Source organism: Variovorax paradoxus (assembly GCF_030815975.1).
In the GTDB taxonomy this organism is placed as follows: Bacteria; Pseudomonadota; Gammaproteobacteria; order Burkholderiales; family Burkholderiaceae_C; genus Variovorax; species Variovorax paradoxus_N.
This window is the reverse complement of sequence record NZ_JAUSXL010000002.1, coordinates 5,013,372-5,034,769: the sequence shown is the minus strand read 5'-3', so window position 1 is coordinate 5,034,769 and position 21,398 is coordinate 5,013,372. Positions and strand designations below refer to the sequence as shown.

General features: G+C 67.4%; 19 protein-coding genes. 13 read left to right on the top strand and 6 right to left on the bottom strand.

What is annotated here, in order from left to right:
• Positions 1-29: 29 nt before the first annotated feature.
• Together QFZ47_RS27450 and QFZ47_RS27445 are read right to left on the bottom strand one after the other, a co-directional pair.
• Positions 30-734, bottom strand: a complete 705-nt coding sequence (locus QFZ47_RS27450) for a glutathione binding-like protein (protein WP_307658634.1) — start codon at positions 732-734, stop codon at positions 30-32.
• A gap of 115 nt (positions 735-849) precedes the next feature.
• Positions 850-2,529, bottom strand: a complete 1,680-nt coding sequence (locus QFZ47_RS27445) for an FAD-dependent oxidoreductase (RefSeq protein ID WP_307658633.1) — start codon at positions 2,527-2,529, stop codon at positions 850-852.
• A 145-nt stretch (positions 2,530-2,674) separates the two neighbouring features.
• On the opposite strand from QFZ47_RS27445, the gene QFZ47_RS27440 reads away from it, so the two are divergent.
• The 5 genes from QFZ47_RS27440 to QFZ47_RS27420 all read left to right on the top strand — a co-directional run bounded on the left by QFZ47_RS27440 (position 2,675) and on the right by QFZ47_RS27420 (position 8,305).
• On the top strand, positions 2,675-3,544 hold the full coding sequence (locus tag QFZ47_RS27440) for a GNAT family N-acetyltransferase (RefSeq protein WP_307658632.1): 870 nt from the start codon (positions 2,675-2,677) through the stop codon (positions 3,542-3,544).
• Between the two features lie 176 nt (positions 3,545-3,720).
• Positions 3,721-5,868 (top strand): polyphosphate kinase 1, encoded by a 2,148-nt coding sequence (gene ppk1 / locus QFZ47_RS27435; RefSeq protein ID WP_307658631.1) that lies wholly within the window; start codon positions 3,721-3,723, stop codon positions 5,866-5,868.
• Positions 5,869-5,887: 19 nt separating this feature from the next.
• Positions 5,888-6,349 carry a SixA phosphatase family protein gene (locus tag QFZ47_RS27430; protein WP_307658630.1) on the top strand — a complete coding sequence of 154 codons (462 nt, stop codon included), beginning with the start codon at positions 5,888-5,890 and terminating at the stop codon, positions 6,347-6,349.
• A 144-nt stretch (positions 6,350-6,493) separates the two neighbouring features.
• Positions 6,494-7,276, top strand: a complete 783-nt coding sequence (locus QFZ47_RS27425) for a hypothetical protein (protein ID WP_307658629.1) — start codon at positions 6,494-6,496, stop codon at positions 7,274-7,276.
• Positions 7,277-7,561: 285 nt separating this feature from the next.
• A complete protein-coding gene (locus QFZ47_RS27420; RefSeq protein ID WP_307658628.1) occupies positions 7,562-8,305 on the top strand; it encodes a hypothetical protein in 744 nt (247 codons plus the stop codon).
• 6 nt (positions 8,306-8,311) lie between these two features.
• Here QFZ47_RS27420 and QFZ47_RS27415 read toward each other — a convergent pair whose 3' ends face one another.
• Positions 8,312-9,832, bottom strand: a complete 1,521-nt coding sequence (locus QFZ47_RS27415) for a Ppx/GppA phosphatase family protein (protein ID WP_307658627.1) — start codon at positions 9,830-9,832, stop codon at positions 8,312-8,314.
• A gap of 252 nt (positions 9,833-10,084) precedes the next feature.
• On the opposite strand from QFZ47_RS27415, the gene pstS reads away from it, so the two are divergent.
• Genes pstS through phoR form a run of 7 tightly spaced genes read left to right on the top strand, consistent with a single transcriptional unit; the run spans position 10,085 to position 16,732 of the window.
• Entirely contained in the window at positions 10,085-11,122 is a 1,038-nt protein-coding gene (gene pstS, locus QFZ47_RS27410) for a phosphate ABC transporter substrate-binding protein PstS (protein WP_307658626.1), read from the top strand.
• Between the two features lie 30 nt (positions 11,123-11,152).
• Positions 11,153-12,232, top strand: a complete 1,080-nt coding sequence (gene pstC, locus QFZ47_RS27405; protein WP_307658625.1) for a phosphate ABC transporter permease subunit PstC — start codon at positions 11,153-11,155, stop codon at positions 12,230-12,232.
• Positions 12,229-13,113 (top strand): phosphate ABC transporter permease PstA, encoded by an 885-nt coding sequence (gene pstA, locus QFZ47_RS27400; protein WP_307658624.1) that lies wholly within the window; start codon positions 12,229-12,231, stop codon positions 13,111-13,113. The genes pstC and pstA overlap by 4 nt, the downstream gene beginning before the upstream one ends.
• A gap of 20 nt (positions 13,114-13,133) precedes the next feature.
• On the top strand, positions 13,134-13,913 hold the full coding sequence (gene pstB / locus QFZ47_RS27395; RefSeq protein ID WP_307658623.1) for a phosphate ABC transporter ATP-binding protein PstB: 780 nt from the start codon (positions 13,134-13,136) through the stop codon (positions 13,911-13,913).
• A 15-nt stretch (positions 13,914-13,928) separates the two neighbouring features.
• Positions 13,929-14,630 (top strand): phosphate signaling complex protein PhoU, encoded by a 702-nt coding sequence (phoU, locus tag QFZ47_RS27390; protein ID WP_307658622.1) that lies wholly within the window; start codon positions 13,929-13,931, stop codon positions 14,628-14,630.
• Positions 14,631-14,657: 27 nt separating this feature from the next.
• Entirely contained in the window at positions 14,658-15,350 is a 693-nt protein-coding gene (gene phoB / locus QFZ47_RS27385; RefSeq protein ID WP_307658621.1) for a phosphate regulon transcriptional regulator PhoB, read from the top strand.
• A gap of 44 nt (positions 15,351-15,394) precedes the next feature.
• Positions 15,395-16,732, top strand: a complete 1,338-nt coding sequence (gene phoR / locus QFZ47_RS27380; RefSeq protein WP_307658620.1) for a phosphate regulon sensor histidine kinase PhoR — start codon at positions 15,395-15,397, stop codon at positions 16,730-16,732.
• On the opposite strand, the gene QFZ47_RS27375 is transcribed toward phoR, so the two are convergent.
• The 3 genes from QFZ47_RS27375 to QFZ47_RS27365 all read right to left on the bottom strand — a co-directional run bounded on the left by QFZ47_RS27375 (position 16,721) and on the right by QFZ47_RS27365 (position 20,148).
• A complete protein-coding gene (locus tag QFZ47_RS27375) occupies positions 16,721-18,064 on the bottom strand; it encodes an MATE family efflux transporter (protein WP_307658619.1) in 1,344 nt (447 codons plus the stop codon). The genes phoR and QFZ47_RS27375 overlap by 12 nt on opposite strands.
• 3 nt (positions 18,065-18,067) lie before the next feature.
• Positions 18,068-19,795, bottom strand: coding sequence for a hypothetical protein (locus QFZ47_RS27370; RefSeq protein ID WP_307658618.1), 1,728 nt, complete (start codon positions 19,793-19,795; stop codon positions 18,068-18,070).
• 83 nt (positions 19,796-19,878) lie between these two features.
• A complete protein-coding gene (locus QFZ47_RS27365; protein ID WP_007836661.1) occupies positions 19,879-20,148 on the bottom strand; it encodes a type B 50S ribosomal protein L31 in 270 nt (89 codons plus the stop codon).
• A 157-nt stretch (positions 20,149-20,305) separates the two neighbouring features.
• On the opposite strand from QFZ47_RS27365, the gene QFZ47_RS27360 reads away from it, so the two are divergent.
• Positions 20,306-21,379, top strand: coding sequence for an oxidoreductase (locus QFZ47_RS27360; RefSeq protein ID WP_307658617.1), 1,074 nt, complete (start codon positions 20,306-20,308; stop codon positions 21,377-21,379).
• The last annotated feature ends 19 nt before the right edge of the window (positions 21,380-21,398 follow it).

The following is a 21,398-nucleotide window of genomic DNA, read 5'->3' as shown; positions in this document are numbered from 1 at the left end:
CTTCTATTCTAGCCCGAATAACTGCGCCCTCAGCGCTTCTCGTACTGCGTCTTGCCGAAAAGGATCTCGCGCTCCTTGTCGCCGGTGATCGGCTGGCGCAGGTCGGCCAGTACTTTCACGCCGCGCTGCACGGCGGGGCGAGCGGCAATGCCGTCGAACCAGGCCTTCAGGTGCGGGTAGTCGGTGAGCGTGATGCCCTGGTTTTCCCAGCTGCGCAGCCACGGGAAGATCGCGATGTCGGCAATCGAATAGGTCTTGCCGGCAATGAACCTGTTCTTCGACAACTGCTTGTCGATCACGCCATAGAGGCGCTTGGCTTCGTTGCTGTAGCGCTCGATGGCGTAGCCGATCTTTTCAGGGGCATACATGCGGAAGTGATGCGCCTGGCCGAGCATGGGGCCGACGCCGCCCATCTGGAACATGAGCCACTGCAGAACGTCGTAGCGCTCGCGGTCGGTTTTGGGCAGCAGCTGGCCGGTCTTGCCGGCCAGGTAGACGAGGATGGCGCCCGATTCGAAGAGCGAAATCGGCTTGCCGTCCGGACCGTCGGGGTCGGTGATGGCGGGGATCTTGTTGTTGGGGCTGATCTGCAAAAACTCGGGAGCGAACTGGTCGCCCTTGCCGATGTTGATCGGGCGGGCGTTGTACGGCAGGCCGCACTCCTCCAGCATGATGTGAATCTTGTGGCCGTTGGGCGTGGGCCAGGAATAGACCTCGATGGGCGATGCAGGCATGTCGCGGGCTCCGGTGTTGGGTTGGGTGTGATGCGAGGCAGGCAGCATATACGCGGCCATCCGCACGCGTGCAGCGCCGGGAATTACGCCCGCTCCGCGCCTTCCGGCCCTACCGTCAGGCAACGGCCGAGTTGGACGACAGGTGCTGGTGGATCAGCGCGACCACGGCAGCGCCTTCGCCGATGGCGCCGCCCACGCGCTTGACCGAACCCGAGCGCACGTCGCCCACGGCAAAGACGCCCTGCACGCTGGATTCCAGTGCACTGGCGGCCCGCGCCGGAAAGCCGCTGCTGGCCGCATCGCCCGTCCGCACGAAGCCGTGCTTGTCGACCGAGACGCCGCAGCCGTCGAGCCAACTGGTCTCGGGCTCCGCGCCCACGAAGAGGAAGATGTTGCGCGCGTCGCAGTCGTGTTCGTTGCCCGTGGTCTGGCAGCGCCAGGTCGCGCCTGTCAGTCCTTCGCCGGAATCGCCGTTGAGCTTCACGAGCTGGGTGTGGGGATGCAGTTCGATGTTGGGCGTGGCCTCGATCCGATCGACCAGGTAGCGCGACATGCTGGCCGCGAGCGAGGGGCCGCGCACCAGCACATTGACCTTGGCCGCATGGCGCGACAGGAACACCGCGGCTTGGCCCGCCGAGTTGCCGCCGCCGACCAGTGCAACCTCCTGCTGTGCGCAGAGCTTGGCCTCGATGGCCGAGGCCCAGTACCAGATGCCGCGGCCTTCGAACTCGGACAGCCTCGGCACGTCGGGGCGCCGGTAGCGTGCGCCGCTTGCAATCACCACCGTGCGCGCGTTGATGGCGCGTCCGTCGGCAAGGGCGATGCGCAGGCTGCCCATGGGGTTGTCGCGCGAGCAGTCCAGCGACGTGACCTTGGCCGGAATCAGCATCTCCACGCCGAACTTCTGGGCCTGCACGAAGGCCCGGCCCGCGAGCGCCTGGCCCGAGATGCCGGTGGGAAAGCCCAGGTAGTTCTCGATGCGCGCGCTCGCGCCGGCCTGGCCGCCAAACGCGCGGCAGTCGAGCACGATCACGCGCAGGCCCTCGGAGGCCGCATACACCGCGGTCGCGAGGCCGGCGGGGCCGGCGCCGACCACCGCCACGTCGAACAGCTCGTTGTGCTCCGCGGTGTCGACCATGCCCAGGCAGCGGGCCAGGGCATCCTCGGCCGGGTTGACCAGCACCGAGCCGTCGGGGCAGACGGCAAGCAGCTTGCAGGTGCCGTACTGCTCCAGCAACGCGGCGGCGCCGGGGTCTTCGGCCGCATCGACCAGGTGGTAGGGATGCCCGTTGCGGCGCAGGAAGTTCTCCAGCCGCGCCATGTCGGGCGACTCGGGCTTGCCGATCAGCACCGGCCCGCTGGCACCGGATTCGATCAGCGCCACGCGCCGCAGGATCAGCGCGCGGGTGATGCGCTCGCCAAGGTCGGCTTCCGCCACCAGCAGCGCGCGCAATTGCGCGGGCGGCACGATGAGCGCTTCCACTTCTTCCTCGGCATGGCCGTCGACCAGGGCAGGGCGGCCGCTCAGCTGGCCCACTTCGGCAAGGAACTCGCCGGGCCCCTGGCGCACGATCGGCACCACGTGCCCGAGGCCGTCGCGCTGCGTGACCGCCACCACGCCCTTGAGCAGAACGAACATGCCGGGGCTTGTTTCGCCGGCGGTGAACAGCCGCTCCCCGCGCGCGAAGCGCTGCACCGTTCCGAAGTGCGCGATGCGCGCGATTTCCGTATCGCTCAGGACGGGAAAGGTCTGGTGAAGGCGGTTGTCGAAATTGCTGCTTGCGGCTGTGGCCATTTGAGAAAACTCCATGTCGCGGACCCATCGCATTAGACAACCAAGCGGCCCCAAAACAAGCGGTAACACCGTCATGCAAATGCAATGCCGCTGACATACCCGTTTCACCGCAGGTGCCGAGACTCCCTCAGCAGAAAGGGTCCCCATGAAAGAACTGCCCAACCCGACGTTTCCGCTGTCGCAGATCGGACTGCGCGCCGCCCTGTGGCCCACTCCTGCCGCCGCGCGCACGCCAATGCCCGAGGCGGCCACCGCAGCGCTCGTGCCGCCGGTCGTCGATGCCACCAGGCAAGGCATCACCGTGAGCTGGGCCCGCCACTTGGACGACGTGCGCGCGGCGCAGCGCCTGCGCCACGAGGTGTTCGTCGGCGAAATGGGCGCCCGCGTGAGCACGCCGCTGGCCGGCCACGACATCGACCTGTTCGACGACTTCTGCGAGCACCTGCTGGTGCGCGAGGAACGGACCCAGCAGGTGATCGGCACCTACCGCGTGCTCACGCCGGCCCAGGCCCGGCGCGTGGGCAGCACCTACAGCGACACCGAGTTCGACCTGACCCGGCTGCGCGACCTGCGCGAGCGCATGGTCGAGCTGGGCCGCAGCTGCGTGCATCCCGACCACCGGCAGGGCGGCGTGATCCTTGCGCTGTGGGGCGCGCTGGCGGGCTTCATGCACCGCAACAAGCTCGACACCATGATCGGCTGCGCGAGCATTCCGATGTCGCACAACGGCGTGACCAGCGGCGATGCGGCGGCCAGCATCTGGCGGCAGCTGTCGGCCAGCCACATGGCGCCGATCCAGTACCAAGTGCAGCCGCGCCTGCCGCTGCCGGTCGAGCGGCTCGACGGCGCGCTCGACGTCGAACCGCCCGCGCTCATCAAGGGCTACCTGCGTCTGGGTGCCAAGGTGCTGGGCGCCCCGGCCTGGGACCCGGACTTCAACACGGCAGACCTGCCGATGCTGATGCGCATCGACGACCTGCCGGCGCGCTACCGCAAGCACTTCCTGGGCGCATGAAACCAGCGGCCGCCCGGTCCGGTGCCGGGGCATCCGCCTCATCGCCCGGCACGGGGCTGCCACAAGGCGGCCCGCAGGCGTCACATGGCCGTCACGAAAGCGTCACAAACGAGGATGACACTGTCATATTTCAGCCTACATGTGCTCCCGTGCCGCTTGCCCCAGAATCAGTGCCCATGCAACTTGCTCCCGCTGACCGGACGCCCGCGGTCGCGGCATCGGCGCTCGCGCTGCTCGACCGCGACCACAGCATCCTGTCCTTCAACGAGCGTGTGCTCGACTGGGCCCGCAGGCCCGAAGTGCCGCTGATCGAGCGCCTTCGCTACCTTTGCATCGTTTCATCGAACCTCGACGAATTCTTCGAAGTCCGTGCCGCGCCGCACCTGATTGCCAGCAGCGCCGGCGACCAGAAGGGCGCCTACACGATCGAGTCGTTCGAGCACCTGGCCGAGGCTGCCCACAAGCTGGTGGCACGCCAGTACGCGCTCTACAACGACGAGCTGATGCCAACGTTCGCAAAGCACGGCATCCACATCATTTCGCACGGCGAACGCAATCCGGCGCAGCGCAAATGGGTCAGCGAGTATTTCGAGCGCGAAGTGCGCCCGCTGCTGATCCCGGTCGGGCTGGACCCGGCGCACCCGTTTCCGCAGGTGGCCAACAAGTCGCTCAACTTCATCGTGCGGCTCGGCGGCAAGGACGCCTTCGGCCGCGAGAACCCGATCCAGATCGTCAAGGTGCCGCGCGTGCTGCCGCGCGTGATCCGCATGCCGGCCAAGGTGTCGGACGGCAAGACGCTGTTCGTGGCGCTTTCGAGCGTGGTGCGGGCGCACTTGTCGAGCATGTTCCCGGGGCGCGAGGTCGGCGACTTCTCGCAGTTCCGCGTCACGCGGCATTCCGACCTGGCGGTCGACGAGGAAGACGTCAAGAACCTGCGCACCGCATTGCGCCAGGGGCTGCAGCACAGGCACTACGGGCAGGCGGTGCGGCTCGAGGTGTCAGCCAGTTGCGCGGAGTCGCTCGCGAGCTTCCTGCTGGCGCAATTCAACCTGCCGCCGCAGGCGCTCTACCGCGTGCACGGCCCCGTCAACCTGGCCCGGCTGACCCAGCTGATCGATCTGCTGGAGGAGCCGCAGTTGCTCTTTCCACCGTACTCGGCCTCCTACCCTGTCACGCTGTCGCCGGCGCAGTCGTTCTTCGAGCGGCTGCAGCGCGGCGACGTGCTGATCCACCAGCCCTTCGAGAGTTTCGACGGCGTGCTCGCGTTCCTGCGCGAAGCCGTGCTGGACCCGCAGGTGCTGGCCATCAAGCAGACCATCTACCGCACCGGCACCGACTCGGAGCTGATGGACCTGCTGCGCGAGGCTGTGCGCCGCGGCAAGGAGGTGACGGTGGTGGTGGAGCTCAAGGCCCGCTTCGACGAAGAGGCGAACATCAACTGGGCCGAAATGCTCGAGTCGATCGGCGCGCAGGTGGTGTATGGCGTGGTGGGCCTGAAGACGCACGCCAAGATGCTGCTGGTGACGCGCCGCGAGGGCAAGCAGATGCGCCGCTACGGCCATCTTTCCACCGGCAACTACAACCCGCGCACGGCCAGGCTCTACACCGACATCAGCCACCTGACGGCCGACCCGCTGCTCACGGCCGACATGGAAGCCGTGTTCGTGCACCTGGCAAGCCAGAGCCGGCTGCCCAAGCTCAACCGCATGTGGCTCGCGCCGTTCGACCTGCACAAGAACCTCATCCTGCAGATCGACGCGCTGGGCCTGACCGCCGCCACCGGCGAGCCCACGCGCATCGTCGCCAAGATGAATGCGCTGACCGACGAACAACTGGTGGCCGCGCTGATGCGCGCGGGCCAGAACGGCGTGAAGATCGACCTCATCGTGCGCGGCGCGTGCACGCTGCCCGCGCAGGTGCCGGGCCTGACGGACAACATCCGCGTGCGTTCGGTGATCGGGCGTTTTCTCGAGCACTCGCGTGTCTTCTACTTTCGCAACGGAGAAGAAGAATCGCTCTACCTGTCGAGCGCCGACTGGATGAACCGCAACATGATGCGGCGCATCGAGCTGGCGTGGCCGGTGACCGACCCCAGCCTGCGCCAGCGCCTGATCGACGAATGCCTGGTCGCCTATCTGCACGACGGCCGCGACGCCTGGGACCTGGGAGGCGACGGCATCTACACGCGCGTCGACCACGACACCCACTCCGGCGAGGCCGGCGCATCGCGCGCCATCGAGGCGCACGGCGCGCAGGCCGCACTCATGAACCGGTATGCATCGCGAGGCCATCACCTCGATGCACCCGATGCGTCCAGCAACTGACGATCGAAAGACGATAACCATGGACTTGATCTTCTGGCGCCATGCCGAAGCCGAGGACTGGACCGAGGGCTGCGACGACCTGCAGCGTTCCCTGACCGCGCGCGGCGAGAAGCAGGCCAAGCGCATGGCAAGCTGGCTCGACCGGCAACTGCCCGACGGCACGCGCATCATCTGCAGCCCCGCGCGGCGCTGCGAGCAAACCGCGCTCGCGCTCGGCCGCAAGTACAAGCTGCGCGCCGAACTCGCACCCGACACCACACCCGAGGCGATGCTGGCCGCCGCCGGCTGGCCCAATGGCAAGTCGGTGGTGCTGATGGTCGGACACCAGCCTTCGGTGGGGCAGGCGATTTCGCTTCTTCTCGGGTTGAAGCAGGACAGCTGTCCGGTGCGCAAGGGTTCGCTCTGGTGGATCCGCACGCGCGAACGCGATGGCGACGTGCAGACCGTGGTGGTGACGGTGCAGTCGCCCGAGCTTCTCTGAGGGGCGATCCGCGGGCTGAAAATTTGCCCGAATCTGCAAACTAATTGACGAAATTCGGTGGGCCGCGGCAGTGCTAGGTAGGCACAATGGCTGTGTCAGATGCATTTAGACACAAATTGCATCTGCAACTTACAACCGTGACCCATGAAGACGCTTGTTTCGCTGCTGTTTTCTGCAGCTCTCCTGGCCGGCTGCGCCACGAGCACGCCCGAGCCTGCGCCGGAGGTCGGCCACGACGCCACTCGCTCGATCACCAGGATCGAACTCGTCTACAACGAGCAGGACCAGCTGTCCGTGATGGATGGCGGCGGCTCCGCGATCATGGGCTGGGCCGGGGTTTTCGGGCCGGTCGGCACGTTGGTGGCCCTTGGCGTCGAGGTCGGCACCCGGGTGACGATGGCCAGCCGCATCGAGCGGCGCAGCAAGGAGTTCACGGCGGCCGTGAAAAACAGCGGAGCGATGCCGCTCAATCGGCAGTTTGCCGAGCAGCTGGCGGCGCGGCTGCGGGCCGGCGGACGCGAAGTGAAGCTGACACCCGCCGCGCGCGTGGACGGCGAGCTCGCCCGCATGCAGGCGCCTGGATTCGAGCCCACTCCGGGCTACAGCACACTGCTCGTGCGCGTCACCACGACCTACGGGGCGCCCGACATGACATCGAGCTTCAAGCCCTTCGTGGCGATCGAGCAGTCGCTCCAGGACGAGCAGCAGGCCGTTCTTCACCAGACCACCCATACCTCAGACCTGGAGGAGCCGGCCTACTTGGCGTACGACGGTCTGCTGCAGGACACGGCCAAGGCCCAGGAAGGGCTGCGGCAAGGGCTGGCCGGGATCGTCCAGCCCGCCTATGCCGGCATGTTCGGGGAAGACGAGCGGCCGCGCCTCGCCGGCCCGGAAAGCACGCGGACCGCCGGACTCGAACCGAAGTGACGCAGCGCGGATAGCTGCGCGTCCCGCGCGTGCGGCAGGCGCTTTGTCGTGGCCGCGGGCGGGGGTGGCGGGGCGCTTGTCTCCCGGCAAAAAGTGCGCACCGCTCATGTGCGCGGGCAGCGTGATTCCTACAGTGACTCCACCTCGGCCACCTCGGCCACATCACTGGGGAACACGCATGAAACTGCTCAACCCGCTCCCAAGAAGCTTCATGGATCTGCTGCGCCTGGACGCGGGCATGTCGTTGCAGAAGCTGGCTTCCTGCTTGTCGCCACCGCCCTGCTGGTGGGGTGTGCGGCCGACGCGGCCAGGCCCAAGCTGCAGGCGCGCCAGGATGCCACCCGGTCGGCCGCGAAGGTCGAGCTCGTCTACAACGAGGAAGACCAGCTGATCGTCACCGATGGCGGCGGTTCGGGGCTCACGGGCTTTGCCGGGCTGCTTCTGGGGCCCATCGGCGCGCTGCTGGCCCTGAGCATCGACACCAACAGCCGCATGACGATGGCCGCCCGGACCGACCAGCGCAGCAAGGAGTTCACGGCGGCGGTCAAGGACAGCGGCGCGGCCATGACGCTCAACAGGCAGTTCGCGCAGCAGCTGGCGGCGCGCCTGCGCGAGAGCGGCCGCGAAGTGAAGCTGACGCCCTTCATGCGCGCCACCGGACAGGCCGCCGAGATGAAGGTGCCGGAGCTCCAGCCCATGCCCGGCTACAGCACCTTGATCCTGCGGATCACCACGGCCTACGGCGCGGCCGATGCGACCTCGAGCTTCAAGCCCTTCATCTCGGTGGAGCAGCTGCTCAGGGACGAGCGGCAGTCCGTCGTGCACCAGACGGCCCATACCGCCGACGTGATCGAGCCCACCTATTTCAGCTACGAGGGCCTGCTCAAGGACACTGCGGTGGCCCACGAGGGACTGAAGCAGGGGCTGGACCGGATCGTGCAGCCTGCCTACGCCGGCATGTTCGGGGGCGACCAGCCGCGCGCCGTGCCGGCGGAAACCACCCGCACCGCTGGCCTCGACGCAAGGTGAGGCGGTTCAGGCCCCGCTGAGCTCCACGCGCCAGCTGCTGGTCTTCTGCCACGCCAGCACTTCCTCGCGCAGCAGGTGCGCGGACTGCGGATAGGCCTCGGTCCAGTCGGGCGCGCAGGCGATCGTGAAGGCCCTGGCGCCCAGTGCCGCAAGATGCAGCGCCCGCGGATCGGGATCCCGGCGCGCATGGCACAGGATCACCGCCAGGCGCAGTGAGAGCAGCTGCATCACGAAGGTCTCGTCCTCCAGTGCGGCGTCGAGCTTGCGCAGCTTCCCGCGCTGGCCCAGCACCAGCTGGCCGAGCGCATGCAGCTCGTTGACCGCGAAGCCGGGGGCGTCGGTGTTGTCGAGGATGTAGGCGCCGTGCTTGTGATAGTCGCTGTGCGAGACCAGCGTGCCGATCTCGTGCAGCTGCGCCGCCCAGCCGAGCTTGCGCAGCGCACGGCCGGCGCGGCTGCCCGGGCTGCCGCCGCGCGCCGCGGGGGTGAGCTGCACGAACAGGGCCGCCGCTGTTTCGCCGACCCGTCTTGCCTGGGCGGTATCGACCGAGAACCGGCTCGCCAGCCGCGCCACGGTGGCCGTGCGCATGTCGGCCACGCTCTCGTCGCGCTCCAGCAGCTCATAGAGCACGCCGTGGCGCAGCGCGCCCTGGGCCACTTTCATTTCGTCGATGCCGAGCAGGTCGAACACCGCGCGCAGCACGCTCACGCCGCCGCCGATGACGGGCTTGCGGTCGTCGCGCATGCCGTCCATGCGCAGCTTGTCGGTGCTGCCGGCCTTCAGGAGGCGGTCGACCAGCCAGTCGAGGCCGTCGCGGGTGATGAGCCCGGGCTCGCCGCCCGCCGCGGCCAGCACGTCGCCGACGGCGCCGATGGTGCCGGAGGCGCCATAGGCCACGTCCCACTGGTCGCGGGTATAGCTCGACAGCGCGTCGTCGAGCACCGCCTTGGCGGCCACCTCGGCGGCGCGGAACGCGCTTTGGGTAAAGAGGCCTTCCCCGAAGTGCTTCATCGACCAGGCGACGCTGCCCACGCGGTACGACTCCATCAGCTCGGCGTCGAGCGCGCGGCCGATGATCATTTCGGTGGAGCGCCCGCCGATGTCCACGACCAGCCGGCGTTCGCGGTCCGAGGCATCGGTGTGCGGCAGCATGTGCGCCACGCCTTGGTAGATGAGGCGCGCTTCTTCCCGGCCCGGGATCACGTCGATGCCGAAACCCAGGATGGTGCGCGCGCGCAGCAGGAATTCTTCGCGGTTGCGTGCCTCGCGCAGCGTCTGGGTGGCGACGGCGCGCACCTGCGAGCGCTTGAAGCCGGCCAGCCGTTCGCCGAAACGCGCGAGCGCGTCCCAACCCCGCTGCATGGCCTCGGCCGTGAGATTGCGGGCGCTATCGAGGCCGTTGCCCTGGCGCACCGTTTCCTTCAGGTACTCGGTGCGGTGGATCTGGCCGTGGTCGACCTGTCCGATTTCGAGCCTGAAGCTGTTCGAGCCGAGATCGACGGCGGCGAGGCGGGTGCCGTTTTGCATGTAGTTGTCGTGAAGAAGGCGGGTGGCTTCGATCGTAGCGCCGTGGCGGGCGCGCGGCCTCCCGAATCGCCGGTGGCGAGGCTCGCAAGGCTAGGCGCGGCGAATGACGGTTGTGTGACAGCGTCACACAAGCCGCAGGGAAAGAGCGGCATTTTCCCTCGACAGCGGGGTGTCACACCGATGTCACACAAGCTTTCTAGAGTCCGTTCCAAGCCCGAAAGGGACTACTTCTTACTTCTCAAGGAAGCCTCCATGAAAACGACTTTCAAGTTTGCAGCCGCCGGCCTCGTGGCCGCGGTCTTCGCCCAGGTGCCCGCTTTTGCGCAAGACGTGACCGGCGCTGGCGCCAGCTTCCCGGCGCCGCTGTACGCCAAGTGGGCCTCCGATTTCAACAAGGCCACCGGCGTCAAGATCAACTACCAGTCGGTCGGCTCGGGCGCCGGCCTGAAGCAGATCGAAGCCAAGACGGTCGATTTCGGTGCTTCCGACGCACCCCTGAAGGACGACGAACTCCAGGCCAAGGGCCTGATGCAGTTCCCCACCGTCATCGGCGGCGTGATTCCGGTGGTGAACATTCCCGGCATCAAGCCGGGCGAGCTGAAGCTCAACGGCCAGGTGCTGGGCGACATCTACCTGGGCAAGATCACCAAGTGGAACGACCCCGCCATCAAGGCGCTGAACGGCTCGCTGGCGCTGCCGGACGCCGCCATTGCGCCGGTCCGCCGCGCCGACGGCTCGGGCACCAGCTTCCTGTTCACCAACTACCTGAGCAAGGTCAACGCCGAGTGGAAGACCAAGGTGGGCGAGGGCACGGCCGTGAACTGGCCGACCGGCGCGGGCGGCAAGGGCAACGAAGGCGTGGCCGCGTTCGTGAACCGCCTGCCCAATTCGATCGGCTATGTGGAATACGCCTACGTCAAGCAGAACAAGATGACCTACGCCCAGCTGCAGAACGCGGCCGGCAACTTCGTCTCGCCCGAGGACACGGCCTTCAAGGCCGCCGCCGCCGGCGCCGACTGGAACAAGAGCTTCTACCAGGTGCTGACCAACCAGGCCGGCAAGGACGCATGGCCCATCACCGGCGCCACTTTCATCCTGTTGCACAAGGTGCAGGACAAGCCCGCCAACGCGACCACCGTGCTCAAGTTCTTCGACTGGGCCTACAAGGGTGGCGACAAGACCGCCGACGATCTCGACTACGTGCCGATGCCCGATGGCGTGAAGGCCACCATCGCCAAGGCATGGGGTGAAGTGAAGGACGCATCGGGCAAGCCGGTCGCGTTCAAGTAAGCCACCCCCATCAAGCCCAGGACGGCGCCCATGAGCAGCACTTCGCTCGAGGATGCGCCGCTTTCGTCATTGCCGGAGCGACCCGTGTCATCCACTTATCCTGCTTCCGCATCCACGCTCGACCTCGCGTCCGAACGCGGCCGCGCCGCCGCACCGCCGCCCGCCAAGGCACCGCGTTCGGGCCCCATGGCCGACCGGCTGTTCGGCTGGGCCGCCAAGGGCGCCGCGCTGCTGACGCTCGCGATGCTGATCGGCATCCTGGTGTCGCTGATTGCCGGCGCATGGCCCGCCATCTCGAAGTACGGCCTCGGCTTTCTGACCAGCAGCGTCTGGGATCCGGTGCAGAACGAGTACGGCGGCCTGGTCATGATCTACGGCACGCTGGCCACCTCGATCATCGCGCTGGTGATCGCGGTGCCGGTGAGCTTCGGCATTGCGCTGTTCCTGACCGAACTCTCCCCCAACTGGCTCAAGCGCCCGCTGGGCACGGCCATCGAACTGCTCGCCGCCGTGCCGTCGATCGTGTACGGCATGTGGGGCCTGCTGGTGTTCGGCCCGATTCTTTCCACCTGGGTGCAGCAGCCGCTGCAGAAGCTGCTCGCCGGCGTGCCGTACCTTGGCGCGCTGGTGTCCGGCCCGCCCGTGGGCATCGGCATTCTCTCGGCCGGCATCATCCTCGCGATCATGATCATTCCGTTCATCGCCTCGGTGATGCGCGACGTGTTCGAAGTGACGCCGCCGCTGCTCAAGGAGTCGGCCTACGGCCTCGGCTCCACGACCTGGGAAGTGGTCTCGAAGGTCGTGCTGCCCTATACCAAGGCCGGCGTGGTCGGCGGCATCATGCTCGGCCTCGGCCGGGCGCTGGGCGAGACGATGGCGGTCACTTTCGTGATCGGCAACATGAACCAGCTCAACTCGCTTTCCGTGTTCGAGGCGGCCAACAGCATCACTTCGGCACTTGCCAACGAATTCGCAGAAGCCGGCGCGGGCCTGCACCAGGCTGCGCTGATGTACCTGGGGCTGGTGCTGTTCTTCATCACCTTCGTCGTGCTGACGCTCTCGAAGGTGCTGCTGGCCCAGATGAAGAAGAGCGAAGGGACGAAATCGTGAGCACTGCCCAAAGTCTCCTGAACGCCAAGGCGCTCGCCGAAACGCGCCAGGCCAAGTTTGCCGCGCGCAATCGCGTCAACAAGATCGCGCTCACGCTGTCGCTCGCGGCGATGGTGTTCGGCGTGTTCTGGCTCGTCTGGATCCTGTGGGAGACGCTGCGCCTGGGCCTTGGCGGCCTGGCGCTCGCCACCTTCACCGAAATGACGCCGCCGCCCAACGAAGCGGGCGGCATCGCCAACGCGATCTTCGGCTCGTTCGTGATGGTGGCGCTGGCCACCTTCGTGGGCACGCCGATCGGCATCATGGCCGGCATCTACCTGGCCGAGTACAACCCCAAGGGCTGGCTGTCGTCGGTGACTCGCTTCGTCAACGACATCCTGCTGTCGGCGCCGTCGATCGTGATCGGCTTGTTCGTCTATGCCGTGGTGGTGGCGTACTTCAAGACCTTCTCGGGCCTGGCCGGTGCGCTGTCGCTCGCGCTGATCGTGATTCCGGTGGTGATCCGCACCACCGAGAACATGCTGCAGCTGGTGCCTCCCGGTTTGCGTGAAGCAGCCTATGCATTGGGCGCACCGAAGTGGAAGGTCATCCTGAGCATCACGCTGCGTGCGGCACGCGCCGGTGTGGTCACGGGCGTGCTGCTGGCGGTGGCGCGCATCGCGGGCGAAACCGCGCCGCTGCTCTTCACCGCGCTGAACAACCAGTTCTGGACCGCCGACGTGAGCCAGCCCATGGCCAGCCTGCCGGTGACCATCTTCAAGTTCGCGATGAGCCCGTACGAAAACTGGCAACAGCTGGCCTGGGCCGGCGTGTTCCTGATCACCGTCGCCGTGCTCGCCCTCAACATCCTGGCGCGGGTCCTCACGCGCAACAAACTCTGATTCAAGAAGAAGTAGCAACCATGCCAATTACCGCCGCACAACCGTCGCGCTCGAAGATCTCGGTCAAGGACCTGAACTTCTACTACGGCAAGTTCCATGCGCTCAAGGGCATCAACCTCGAGATTCCCGAGAACAAGGTGACGGCCTTCATCGGCCCGTCGGGCTGCGGCAAGTCGACCCTGCTGCGCACCTTCAACCGCATGTTCGAGCTCTACCCCGAGCAGCGCGCCGAGGGCACCATCGCGCTGGACGGCGAGAACCTGCTCACGTCCAAGCAGGACGTGGCGCTGATCCGCGCCAAGATCGGCATGGTGTTCCAGAAGCCCACGCCGTTCCCGATGTCGATCTACGACAACATCGCCTTCGGCGTGAAGCTGTTCGAGAACCTGAGCGCCAGCGAAATGGACGACCGCGTCGAATGGGCGCTCAAGAAGGCAGCGCTCTGGACCGAAGTGCGCGACAAGCTGCAGCAAAGCGGCTCGGGCCTCTCCGGCGGCCAGCAGCAGCGCCTGTGCATTGCACGCGGCATTGCGATCAAGCCCGAGGTGCTGCTGCTCGACGAGCCGTGCTCCGCGCTCGACCCGATCTCGACCGCGAAGATCGAAGAGTTGATTGCCGAGCTGAAAAACGAGTACACCGTGGTCATCGTGACGCACAACATGCAGCAGGCTGCACGGTGCAGCGACTACACCGCGTACATGTACCTGGGCGACCTGATCGAGTTCGGCGCGACGGAACAGATGTTCTTCAAGCCGCAGCGCAAGGAGACCGAGGACTACATCACCGGCCGTTTCGGCTGATGCCAAGGAGCACACATGACTGAAAAACATCTCTCCAGCCAGTTCGACAGCGAACTCAACGGCGTTTCGTCGCGCGTGATGGAGCTCGGCGGCATGGTCGAGGCGCAGATCCACCAGGCGATCTACGCGCTGCTGCAGTTCGACCCCGAGGCCGCCGACCGCGTGATGGAAACCGAGACGCGCGTCAACGCCATGGAGATCGAGATCGACCGCGAGCTGTCGTCGATCATCGCGCGGCGCCAGCCGACGGCGCGCGACCTGCGCCTACTGATCGCCATCTCCAAGACCACGGCCAACCTCGAGCGCGTGGGCGACGAGGCCAACAAGATCGCGCGCATGGTCAAGTCGATCATCGAGAGCGGCTCGGCCCGCGCGCTGCCTTCGAGCGAACTGCGCATTGCGGCCGACCTGGCGTCGGGCCTGCTGCGCACCGCGCTCGATGCGTTCGCGCGGCTGGACACGGCCGCGGCGCTGTCGATCCTGAAGGACGACGACCTGATCGACAAGGAGTTCGACGGCTTCGTGCGCAAGCTGGTCACCTACATGATGGAAGACCCGCGCACGATCTCCGCCAGCCTCGACCTGCTGTTCCTGGCCAAGGCCATCGAACGCATCGGCGACCACGCCAAGAACATCGCCGAATTCATCATCTACATCGTCAAGGGCGCCGATGTGCGGCACACTTCGATGCAGGAAATCGAGTCGGCGCTGAAGTAAGAACAGCGGCAAGATTCCAAAGAAAGCATGAAGAAACCCCGAGTCCTGATCGTCGAAGACGAGTCCTCGATCGCCGAACTGATCGCCGTCAACCTGCGCCACAACGGCTTCGAGCCGATCTGGTCGGAAGACGGCGCGGCGGCGCAACGCGAGATCGATGCCTTCCTGCCGGACCTGATCCTGCTCGACTGGATGCTGCCGGGCCAGAGCGGCCTGCAGCTTGCGCGCCAGTGGCGCAAGGACCCGCGCACCAAGGCCATCCCCATCCTGATGCTCACGGCGCGCGGCGACGAGCCCGACAAGGTGGCCGGCCTCGACGCGGGCGCCGACGACTACATCACCAAGCCGTTTTCCACGCAGGAAATGCTCGCGCGCATCCGCGCCGTGCTGCGCCGCCGCGCGCCCGAGGTGGTGGCCGAGCGCGTGGAGATCGGCGAGCTCGCGCTCGACACCGCCACGCACCGCGTCACCTGGCAGGGCAGCGCGCTCAAGGTCGGGCCGACCGAATTCAAGCTGCTGGCCTACCTGATGCAGCACGCCGAGCGCGTGCACAGCCGGGCGCAGTTGCTCGACAAGGTCTGGGGCGACCACGTCTACATCGAGGAGCGCACGGTCGACGTGCACGTCAAGCGCCTGCGCGAATCGCTGGGCGCCGCCTCGCCCATGGTCGAGACGGTGCGCGGCGCCGGCTATCGCCTGACGGCCCAAGTCACGGTTTGACCTGCGCCGCGTCCACGGGCCGCGGGCGCGGATAATCGCCCGCCATGCCTTTCCGTATTGCTACGTTTCTAATAGCGTCCCTGGCAATGGGAGCGGGCGCTGCAGCCATCTTTGGCTGGAGATTCGGGTGGCTGGGCGCCTGGCTGGGCGCGGCGCTGTGGCTCGCGCTCGATGCGTGGCGTGCCGAGCGCCTGCTCAAGGTGCTGCGCAACAACGCGGCGGGCCTGCCGACCCGCGGCGCCGGCGTGTGGGGCGAACTCTCCGAGCGCATCCGCAAGCTGCTGCGCGACCGCGAGCAGCAGACCCGGCAGGCCGAGGACCGCCTGCAGGAATTCCTCGCCGCCATCCAGGCGTCTCCCAACGGCGTGATCCTGCTCGACGAGCAGGGCCGCATCGAGTGGTGCAACCAGACGGCGGCCAGCCAGTTCGGCATCGATGCCGAGAGGGATCTGCTGCAGCATCTCGCGAACCTCGTCCGCGACCCTGCCTTCGTGGCCTACCTGGCCTCGTGGAACTACAGCCGCGACGTGGTCATCGATGCCTCCGGCCTTGGGCAGGGCCACCAGCGCAGCCATCCGGCGCGCCTGTCGGTGCAAGTGCATCCCTATGCGGGCAATCGCCGCATGCTGCTGACGCGCGACATCACCGCGGTCGAACAGGCGGAAGCCATGCGGCGCGACTTTGTCGCCAACGTGTCGCACGAGATCCGCACGCCGCTCACCGTGCTGGCGGGCTTCGTCGAAACTCTGCAGAACCTGCCCCTCGATGCGGACGAGCGCGCGCGCTATCTCTCGCTCATGAGCCAGCAGTCGCACCGCATGGAAACGCTGGTCAACGACCTGCTGACGCTCTCGCGGCTCGAAGGCAGCGCGGCGCCATCGGGCAACCAGTGGATCCGCATCCGTGCGCTGCTTGCCCAGTGCGAAGACGAGGGGCGGGGGCTGTCGGGCCGGCTCGCGCCGCAGGGCCACCGCCTTTCGTTCAGCATCGAGGCCGAATCCGAAATTTCGGGCGCGCCGACCGAACTGCAAAGCGCCATGTCGAACCTGCTGAGCAACGCCATCCGCTACACGCCCGGCGGCGGCGAAGTGGCGGTGATCTGGCGGCTGCTGCCCGACGGGCGCGGCGAATACGCGGTGCGCGATACCGGCCCCGGCATTGCCGCCGAGCACATTCCGCGATTGACCGAGCGCTTCTATCGCATCGATCGCAGCCGCTCGCGCGAAACCGGCGGCACCGGCCTGGGCCTGGCCATCGTGAAGCACATCGCGCAGCGGCACGGCGCCGAACTGCGCATCGAGAGCACGGTGGGGAAGGGCTCGCGCTTCACCTTGGTGTTCCCGGCGACCCGCGTGCGGGAAGCGCGGCTTCTAGCGAAGTGAGCGGCGCATCGTCCAGCGCAGCAGCGCGCCGAACAGCAAGGCCGTGACCGCGAGCGCTCCCGCGCTCATGAGCCAGAACGCCAGGGGCGACTGCATCGCGGGCCATGGCCCCAGGCCGCGATAGGCCAGCAGGTAGCTGCCGCCGAGGCCAAAACCCCACAGCAGCGTGCAATAGGCGAGCAGCGGCAGCAACGTGACGCGGTAGCTGCGCAGCACGAACACGCACAGCGTCTGCAGCGCGTCGGCAAAGTGATAGGCCGCCACCACCAGCAGCAGCGCCGCGGCGAGCGCGATGACTGACGGGTTGTCGGAATACACATGGGCCAGCTTGAAGCGCAGCGCCACCATGGCGCCTGCGAAGAACAGTGCGCAAAGGGCGGTGAGTTCGAAGCCCATGCGGCAGGCGCGGCGGGCCTTGGCCGCATTGCCGGCGCCGAGCCAGAAGCTCACGCGCGCGCTGGTGGCAATGGCCAGCGAAAGCGGCACCATGTAGGCCACCGCCAGCAGGTTCGAGGCAATCTGGTGCGCGGCGGCCGCAGCCGTGCCCAGGCGCGCAATGAACAGTGCCATCAAGGTGAACGAAGTCACTTCCACCAGCACGGCCAGGCCGCCGGGGATGCCCAGGCTCGCGAACTGGCGGATCTGGCGCCAGTCGGGCGCCTCGATGCGCTCCCAGAGGCGGTAGTCGCGGTAGAAGGCGCTGCCGCGCAGCAGCCACACGGCACAGGCCAGCATGGCCCAGTTCACGCACAGCGTGGCCCAGGCGCAGCCCACCAGGCCCATGGCCGGCAGGCCGGCGCCGCCAAAGGCGAACCAGACCGACAGCGGCAGCTTCACGCACAGCGAGCCCAGCTGGAGCCAGGTCACGACCTGCGGCTTGCCCAGGCTCTGGTTCAGGGTACTGAACAGGCGGAACAACAGGGCCGGCGGCAGTGCGAAGGCGAGCACCGCCAGGTAGGTTTCCACTTCGCCGCGCATTGCGGGCGGCACCTGGGTCCAGCGCAGCACCGCGCCCGGCAACAGCAGCACGGCCATGCCGATGGCGATGGTGATGGCACTCAGGTAAAGCGACTGCCGTACCGAGCGGCCGACCTCGCTTCGTCGGTCCGCGCCGTGCAGCTCGGCCCAGACCGGCAGCAGCGCCTGCAGCACGCCCATCAGCGAGACGAACACGCTGATGAAGACGGCCGCGCCCACCGACAGCGCGGCCAGCGCGTTCTCGGAATAGCGGCCGGCCACGATGGTGTCGGTCACGCCGAACGCCATCACGGCCAGCTGGCCCACCAGCACCGTGCCGGCGTGCCGCGCGATCAGACCTCGTTCGCCTGCCACGTGCTACGGCGCAATCTTCTGATAGAGCAACAGGTCGTCGGTCGCGCCGCTGGGCCGTCGCAGGGTGCCGCTGAAACGCCATTGCTCCAGGGAAATGATGGTGTGCAGCCGCTCGATCGTTTCAGGGCTGACCAGCAGCCAGGGGCAATCGGTGCCGAGCAGCAGCGGCTGCAGGTTGAACTGGCCGTGATGCCGCAGCGCCGCAATGTGCGCCCGGCTCAGCGCCAGTTCGGCGATGCAGCTCGGTTGTCCGACCCGCTCGGCCACCGCCCGCACCTGTGGCACATAGCTGCGCGCGTAGTCGATGGGAGGCAGCCACAGCGTCATCAGCAGCATCCAGCACAGCGCGGTGCCGCCGGCCGGCAGCACCAGCGTTTTCCAGAGTGCGGCCTGGTGGCGCCCGGTGCGCCAGCGGACCACCCAGCACCAGGTGATGGTGGCGGCCAGCGCCAGCGCGAACGCAATGGGCGAGAACTCGGGCACGAATCCGGGCACCAGCCGTGTCACGCTGGCTGCCGGCTTGTGCGGCACGCCGGTCTGCATGGCGATCCAGTAGATCCATCCCAGCACGGCCAGCCCGCTGAAGAACAGCACGTTGAACCAGTCGATCAGCGCCGCCGCGCTGCGCCGGAAGGTGGGCAGGGCGAAGGCGGCCAGCGTGGCGAGTGCGGGCAGCGCCAGCAGCAACGAGCGGTCGGAATAGTCGGTGGTCCAGGTCGCGGCCAGCGGCACCAGCGCGAACCAGAACGGCAGTGCCACATGGCGCGCGGTGAGCTGGCGGCGCCAGCGCCAGAGCGTCCAGATCGCGAGCGGCCAGACCGGCCAGGTGAACCACACCAACAGCTTGGCCTGGCTGCGCACATCGCTCAGCACCGAGGTGCTGCTCGGATGATGGCCCGGCAACTGGATCTTCCATTGCAGCAGGCCCAGCCCTAGAGCCAGCGCGGCGGCCACCAGCGCGGCCGCGGTCATCGTGGCGAGCGCGCCCCGGGTATAGCCGGGGCTTTCGTCGGAAGCGGCATCGGCGGTGCGCCGCTCGTAGGCGATGAAGAGCGCGCTGCCCGCCGCCAGCGCCAGGCCGACCGTGGGACCGCCGCTCAAGGTCATGCCGACGGTCCCGACCAGCAGTGCGATCACCGGGCCGACGCGGCGGTAGGGCAGTGCCGCCACGCCGTAGAAGAGGTGCGATGCGAAATACAGCTGCGCCAGCGCCGGCGTGGTTTCGTGGCCCAGCTGGGCCAGGCCCAGGCAGGCGATCAGCGCCAGCAGTCCGCCGTCGGCAATGGCGCGGGCGTAGTCGGTGGGCCGCGCCTCGCCGCCGAAGGCGAAGGCCACCGGCTGGGCCCGCGAGGTGCGCGCGAGGTAGTACACGGCGTACCACGTGGCGGTGAACGTGCCCCAGAGCAGCAGCGCAAAGACGATGCGCACCGCCAGGTCAGGGTGCACCCAGGACGGCGCGATCTTGATGGCCCAGGCACCGATCCAGTAGGGAATGAGCGCCGGCGTTTCGGGACGCAGGCCCAGCAGCATGGGATCGAACCAGCGGGCGATGCCTTCGGTGTTGCGCGCCAGTTCGGCCATGTAGCCGAAGGAGGTGATGTCGGCGCTCTTCCAGGGGCCGCGCCCCACCAGGCCCGGCAGGAGGTAGGCGGCGCACAGCAGCAGCAGTGCCAGGCGCGGCAATCGGCGCACGGCGCTCTGGGCAACGATCGCGGGAGTGGGCTGATTCACAGGGGAGAAGTAGCGTCGGTCTTGGGAAAGAAAAAAAGGGCAGCGCGGTAAACCGGGCTGCCCTCGATGCGAAAGCGCGTGCTTTACTTGGAAGCAGCGCCGGTGGTCTTGCCGAAGCGGTTGCGGAACTTCTCGACGCGACCGCCCATGTTGTCGACCGACTTTTGCGTGCCCGTGTAGAACGGATGCGATTCGCTCGTGGTGTCGAGCTTGAACAGCGGCAGTTCGCGGCCGTCGTCGGTCTTGCCCATTTCCTTGGTGTTCGCGCACGAACGGGTCACGAACTTGAAGCCGTTCGACATGTCGACGAACAGAATTTCGCGGTAATTCGGGTGGATGCCTTCTTTTGCCATGGTCTTTCCTTTGAGGTCGATGCGAGAGCCACAAGCGTGCCCACAGGGGGCAAACCGTTCCGGGGAGGAAATCGCAGGGCAAGACGCCCGGCTGCACTTTTCGCGGAGCCAGCGATTATCGCATACTGTCCCATTTCGAGCGAAAGATGGCCCCCAGATGACTTCGAGAACCTTGCGTGCCGGCCTCGTCGGCTATGGCTTTGCCGGCCAGACCTTCCATGCGCCGGTGCTTTCGGCTGTTCCGGGGCTCGAACTGGCGGCCGTGGCAAGCTCCCGGCCCCACAAGGTCCATGCCGATTGGCCTGGCGTGGCGGTGGTGCCCGACGTGGACGCGCTGGTTGCCCGGGCGGACATCGACCTGGTGGTGGTCGCAACCCCCAACGCCCAGCACCACCCGGTCGCCAAGGCGGCGCTGGAGGCCGGCAAGCACGTGGTGGTGGACAAGCCGTTCACGCTCGACGTGGCCGAAGCCAGGGAGCTCGAACTGTTGGCTCGGCGCAACAATCGGGTACTGGCGGTCTATCAGAACCGCCGTTTCGATGCCGACTACCTCACGCTCAAGGACGTGTTGGCGAGCGGAGAACTGGGCCGGCTGGTGTACCTGGAGTCGCATTTCGACCGTTTTCGCCCCGAGGTGCGCGACCGCTGGCGCGAACAGAAGGTCCCGGGCGCCGGCCTGTGGGTCGATCTGGGCTCCCATCTGCTCGACCAGGCGGTTCAGCTGTTCGGAACGCCCGATACGCTGCAACTCGACACCGCGGCCTTGCGCGACGGCGCGCAGGTCGAAGACTATTTCCACGCTGTGCTGCGCTACGAAAGCGGCCCTCATGCGCCGCTGCGCGTGGTGCTGCACGCCACCACGCTCGCGGCCCATGCCGCGCCGCGCTACATCGTTCACGGCACGCGCGGCAGCTACATCAAGCACGGCGTCGATCCGCAGGAAGACGCGCTGCGCGCCGGCCAGCGGCCCCCGATTGCAGGGTGGGGTGCCGACCCGCAGGACGGCGAACTCGTGGTGCCCGGCAGCGACGGCGGCGAGCCGCAGCGCCGGATCTGGCCCACGCGGGCCGGCAACTACGTCGAGTACTACGCCGCGGTGCGGGATGCGATCCTTGGCAACGGCCCGAACCCCGTGCCTCCCGAGCAGGCCGTCGCGCTGATGGAACTGCTCGACATCGGCCAGCAGAGCGCCGCTGAAGGCCGGGCGATCCGCATCATCGACCGCCCATGAAAAAAGCGCGTTGACCCGA

Excerpts from the sequence above, each read along its gene's own strand:
- pstS (WP_307658626.1), top strand. The coding sequence starts at position 10,085 with ATGAAAACGACTTTCAAGTTTGCAGCCGCCGGCCTCGTGGCCGCGGTC.
- phoU (WP_307658622.1), top strand. The coding sequence starts at position 13,929 with ATGACTGAAAAACATCTCTCCAGCCAGTTCGACAGCGAACTCAACGGC.
- QFZ47_RS27445 (WP_307658633.1), bottom strand. The coding sequence starts at position 2,529 with ATGGCCACAGCCGCAAGCAGCAATTTCGACAACCGCCTTCACCAGACC.
- phoB (WP_307658621.1), top strand. The coding sequence starts at position 14,658 with ATGAAGAAACCCCGAGTCCTGATCGTCGAAGACGAGTCCTCGATCGCC.
- pstB (WP_307658623.1), top strand. The coding sequence starts at position 13,134 with ATGCCAATTACCGCCGCACAACCGTCGCGCTCGAAGATCTCGGTCAAG.
- QFZ47_RS27425 (WP_307658629.1), top strand. The coding sequence starts at position 6,494 with ATGAAGACGCTTGTTTCGCTGCTGTTTTCTGCAGCTCTCCTGGCCGGC.
- QFZ47_RS27360 (WP_307658617.1), top strand. The coding sequence starts at position 20,306 with ATGACTTCGAGAACCTTGCGTGCCGGCCTCGTCGGCTATGGCTTTGCC.
- phoR (WP_307658620.1), top strand. The coding sequence starts at position 15,395 with ATGCCTTTCCGTATTGCTACGTTTCTAATAGCGTCCCTGGCAATGGGA.
- QFZ47_RS27365 (WP_007836661.1), bottom strand. The coding sequence starts at position 20,148 with ATGGCAAAAGAAGGCATCCACCCGAATTACCGCGAAATTCTGTTCGTC.
- ppk1 (WP_307658631.1), top strand. The coding sequence starts at position 3,721 with ATGCAACTTGCTCCCGCTGACCGGACGCCCGCGGTCGCGGCATCGGCG.
- QFZ47_RS27415 (WP_307658627.1), bottom strand. The coding sequence starts at position 9,832 with ATGCAAAACGGCACCCGCCTCGCCGCCGTCGATCTCGGCTCGAACAGC.
- QFZ47_RS27440 (WP_307658632.1), top strand. The coding sequence starts at position 2,675 with ATGAAAGAACTGCCCAACCCGACGTTTCCGCTGTCGCAGATCGGACTG.
- QFZ47_RS27450 (WP_307658634.1), bottom strand. The coding sequence starts at position 734 with ATGCCTGCATCGCCCATCGAGGTCTATTCCTGGCCCACGCCCAACGGC.
- pstC (WP_307658625.1), top strand. The coding sequence starts at position 11,153 with ATGAGCAGCACTTCGCTCGAGGATGCGCCGCTTTCGTCATTGCCGGAG.
- QFZ47_RS27430 (WP_307658630.1), top strand. The coding sequence starts at position 5,888 with ATGGACTTGATCTTCTGGCGCCATGCCGAAGCCGAGGACTGGACCGAG.